This window comes from Nesterenkonia flava (assembly GCF_031432335.1).
Classification (GTDB): domain Bacteria; phylum Actinomycetota; class Actinomycetes; order Actinomycetales; family Micrococcaceae; genus Nesterenkonia; species Nesterenkonia flava.
This window is the reverse complement of record NZ_JAVKGT010000030.1, coordinates 11355-15341: the sequence shown is the minus strand read 5'-3', so window position 1 is coordinate 15341 and position 3987 is coordinate 11355. Positions and strand designations below refer to the sequence as shown.

The following is a 3987-nucleotide window of genomic DNA, read 5'->3' as shown; positions in this document are numbered from 1 at the left end:
AGCTAGTTCCGCGGGCGGGAAAGCTGAGCAGAACTACTACACTTCTGGCATGACCTCGCTAGGCGGAAACCCCATCCCCGGCCTCAGCCTGACGGCGTCGGGCACCATCCCCCAGGAGATGCTCGACCTGCCGTGGCATCTTCCCCTGGAGTCCTGGCCCGAGGACGTGATTGCAGCCCTGCCCCGCGGCATCTCGCGCCATATCGTGCGGTTCGCGCATCTGGGCGGCTCGATCATCGCCATCAAGGAGACTTCGGAACGGGCTGCCCGCCACGAGTACCGGATGCTGCGGCAGTTGGGCCGGCTAGGGGCCCCTGCGTCAAACCCGTCGCCGAGGTGACCGGACGCACCACGGAGGACGGCGAACCACTCTCGCCCGCACTGGTCACCCGCCACCTGCGCTTCTCGCTGCCATACCGCGCAGTGTTCAACCAGATGATGCGCAAGGAGACGCTGGTCCGCCTCATCGATGCCCAGGCACTGCTCATGGTGGAGCTTCATCTGCTGGGCTTCTACTGGGGCGACGTCTCGCTCTCCAACACCCTCTTCCGACGCGACGCCGGGCAGTTCGCCGCCTACCTCGTCGACGCCGAGACGGGTGAGATCCACCCCAAGCTCTCCTCCGGCCAGCGCGAATACGACCTGGACGTGGCCCAGGTCAACATCGCCGGCGAGCTCATGGACCTGATGGAGGGCGGCATGGTCGATGAGGACGTCGACCCGGTGGCCACATCCCACCAGTTCATCGACTCCTACCGCGGCCTCTGGCAGGAGCTCACCGGGGACACTGCCTTCAACCCGGACCAGCAGTGGCTGATCGAAGAGCGCATTCGCCGGCTGAACCAGCTGGGATTCGACGTGGAGGAGTACGACATCCGCTCCGCGGCCGACCAGGGACAGCTGCTGCTGCGCCCCAAGGTCGTGGACCCCGGCCACCACCAGCGCCGCCTGATGAACCTCACCGGCCTCGACGTGCAGGAGAACCAGGCACGTCGCCTGCTCGGGGCCATCGATGCCTACCGGGCGGCCACCGATCCTCACGGGGACGAGGCCGTAGCCGCGCATATGTGGACGCAGAACGTCTTCCAGCCCATCATCGCCCAGATCCCCCGCGAGCTGCGCGACAAGCTCGAACCGGCGGAGATCATGCACCAGCTCATCGATCACCGCTGGAAGCTCTCTGAGCGCGAGGGCCGTGACGTGGAACTGGCTGAGGCCCTGCCCACGTTCATCGAGGAGGAGCTGCGCAACCTCCGGGATGAGGCGGTGCTCATGGTTAACCCGCCCACCGACGTGGTGCATCAGATGGAGCTCAGCGCCACCCGCCAGGAGAACGACGACGCCGGCTCAGAGTCGTAGGCTCTCACCTCGGCCTCGGTCAGGCACCGCCAGAGGGCTCATCGGCGACTGAACATGCGGCCGATCTCTCCGGCTGTCCGGCTCATCAGCGGCACCGCGTGCCGGATGAACGCATCGTCCATGCGGGCCGTGGGCCCGGACACTGAGAGACCCATACGGGTGGGCCCTTTGGGAATCGGCACGGCAAGACAGCGCACGCCCAGCTCCTGCTCTTCGTCGTCAATGGCGTAGCCCTGCGCGGCGATCACCGGCAGCTGTTCCACCAGGGCCTCGGGCTTGGTGAGCGTCTTCGGCGTCATCGCGGGCATGCCTGTTGAGGCCAGCACCTCCCTCACGCGCTTCGGCTCCATGGTGGACAGCATCGCCTTGCCCACACCGGTGGAGTGGAGGTAGACCCGGCGTCCGACCTCGGTAAACATCCGCATCGAGTGCGGGGAGGGCGCCTGGGCGATGTAGACCACCATCTCCGACTCCATGGCTGCCATATTCACGCTCTCGCCCAGCTCCCGGACCAGGGACTGCATCTGCGGAACCGCCAGGCCTCCCAGCTGCCGCGTTGCCCCCTCGCCTAAGGGCACCAGATTGGCACCCAGGGCGTAGCGCCGGTCGGGCAGCTGGTGCACCATTCCCAGGCCCACCAGCGTGTGCAGAAGGCGATGCACTGTGGGACCGGCCAGGCCCGTTGCCTCCTTCAGCTCTCCAGCCGTAGCGCTGCCCCGGAAGCTCACCAGGGTTTCCAGGAGTCCGAAAGCACGCTCAATGACCTGGACTTTCTGCGAATCACGCGGGCCGTCCGAGGTCCGCGAGTCCGCATTGCGGACATCTTCTTTCATACTGCGGATTCTATGACATAGAACTGAGGTACCTACCCCACGCAGGCAAAGGAGCAGCGTTCATGACCATCATCGCCAAAGAGCCCTACGAGGTTCCGGGATCCGAGACCATCCTCACCGATGAGGCTCTGGGGTTCGTGGAGGAGCTTCACCAGCGCTTCGCAGGCACCCGCAACGAGCTGCTCGAGAATCGAGTGACTGCCCAGGCTGAGGCCGCCAAGTCAGGCAAGCTGGAGTTCCCCGCGGAGACCCAGCACGTGCGCGAGGGCGACTGGACGGTGGCCGAGGCGCCCGCCAGCCTTCAGGACCGCCGCGTGGAGATCACCGGGCCGCCGGCGCCGGCCAAGATGGCCATCAACGCGCTGAACTCGGGGGCCAAGGTCTGGCTGGCCTGCCTTGAGGATGCGCTCTCCCCCAGCTGGTTCAACCTGATCGATGCGCAGAAGAATCTCTACGAGGGCGCTCGCCGCACCCTGGCCTTCACCTCACCCGAGGGCAAGGAGTACAAGCTCCGCGAGGACATCAAGCTCCCCACCGTCGTCGTCCGTCCTCGCGGCTGGCACCTGCCGGAGAAGCACATTGAGATTGACGGGGCCCCCGCGGTGGGCGCGCTGGTGGACTTCGGCCTGCATTTCTTCCACAACGCCAAGCTGCTGCACGAGCTGGGCGAGGGCCCCTTCTACTACCTGCCCAAGCTCGAGCACTACCTCGAAGCGCGGCTGTGGAACGACATCTTCACCTTTGCCGAGGAGAAGCTGGGCCTGCCCCACGGCATCGTGCGCGCCACCGTGCTCATCGAGACCATTCCCGCAGCGTTCCACATGGACGAGATCCTCTATGAGCTGCGCGATCACGCCTCAGGCCTCAATGCGGGCCGCTGGGATTACCTGTTCTCCATCATCAAGTACTTCCGCGCCTCCGGTAAGGACTTCGTGCTCCCTGACCGCGCGCAGGTCTCCATGACGCAGCCCTTTATGCGCGCCTACACCGAGCTGCTGGTGCAGACCTGCCACAAGCGGGAGGCCTTTGCCATGGGAGGCATGGCGGCCTTCATTCCCAACCGCCGCGAGCCCGAGGTGACCGCCAAGGCCATTGAGAAGGTCCGGGATGACAAGTCCCGTGAAGCCAACGACGGCTTCGACGGCTCCTGGGTCGCCCATCCGGATCTGGTCGACCTCTGTGCGGAGGAGTTCACCAAGGTGCTCGGCGATAAGCCCAACCAGGTGGACCGTAAGCGGGAGGACGTCAGCGTCACCGCCGAGGATCTCCTCAATATTGGCGAAGCCGAGGGCGACGTCACCGAAGCCGGTGTGCGCATGAACCTCTACGTGGCCGTCTACTACACCGCCATCTGGCTTTCCGGCAACGGCGCAGTGGCCATCCACAACCTGATGGAGGACGCCGCTACCGCGGAGATCTCCCGCTCCCAGGTCTGGCAGCAGATCCACAACGGCACCGTCACCGCCGACACCGGCGCCACGGTCACGGCCGAGCTGGTGGAGAAGCTCCTGGGCGAAGAGGTTGAACGGCTGCGCGGTGAGATCACCGACGCCGAGGCGTTCAGTAAGTACTTCGAGCCCGCAGCCGAGGTGGTCAAGAAGCTCGTGCTCGACTCCGAGCAGTACCAGGACTTCCTCACCCTGCCCGCTTACGAGCTGCTGGACTGAGTGAGTTCCGCGGGCGGGGAAACCCCGCCTCGCTCTCGGCGAGCTAACGCTCGCCTTCACGCCTGAAGAATACGTTCCGCGGGCGGGGAAACCCCGCCTCGCTCTCGGCGAGCTAACGCTCGCCTTCA

The 3987-nt window shown here is 65.6% G+C and carries 2 protein-coding genes and 1 pseudogene; 2 read left to right on the top strand and 1 reads right to left on the bottom strand.

What is annotated here, in order from left to right; genetic code table 11:
- Positions 1-49 precede the first annotated feature (49 nt).
- Positions 50-1359, top strand: a pseudogene (locus RH857_RS10780) (DUF4032 domain-containing protein).
- Positions 1360-1397: 38 nt separating this feature from the next.
- Here RH857_RS10780 and RH857_RS10775 read toward each other — a convergent pair.
- A complete protein-coding gene (locus tag RH857_RS10775) occupies positions 1398-2192 on the bottom strand; it encodes an IclR family transcriptional regulator (protein ID WP_310537978.1) in 795 nt (264 codons plus the stop codon).
- A gap of 62 nt (positions 2193-2254) precedes the next feature.
- Here RH857_RS10775 and aceB point away from each other — a divergent pair, with 62 nt between their 5' ends.
- The gene (aceB, locus tag RH857_RS10770) at positions 2255-3859 is read left to right on the top strand and encodes a malate synthase A (RefSeq protein ID WP_310537977.1); all 1605 of its coding nucleotides are present in this window, start codon (positions 2255-2257) and stop codon (positions 3857-3859) included.
- Positions 3860-3987: the final 128 nt, after the last annotated feature.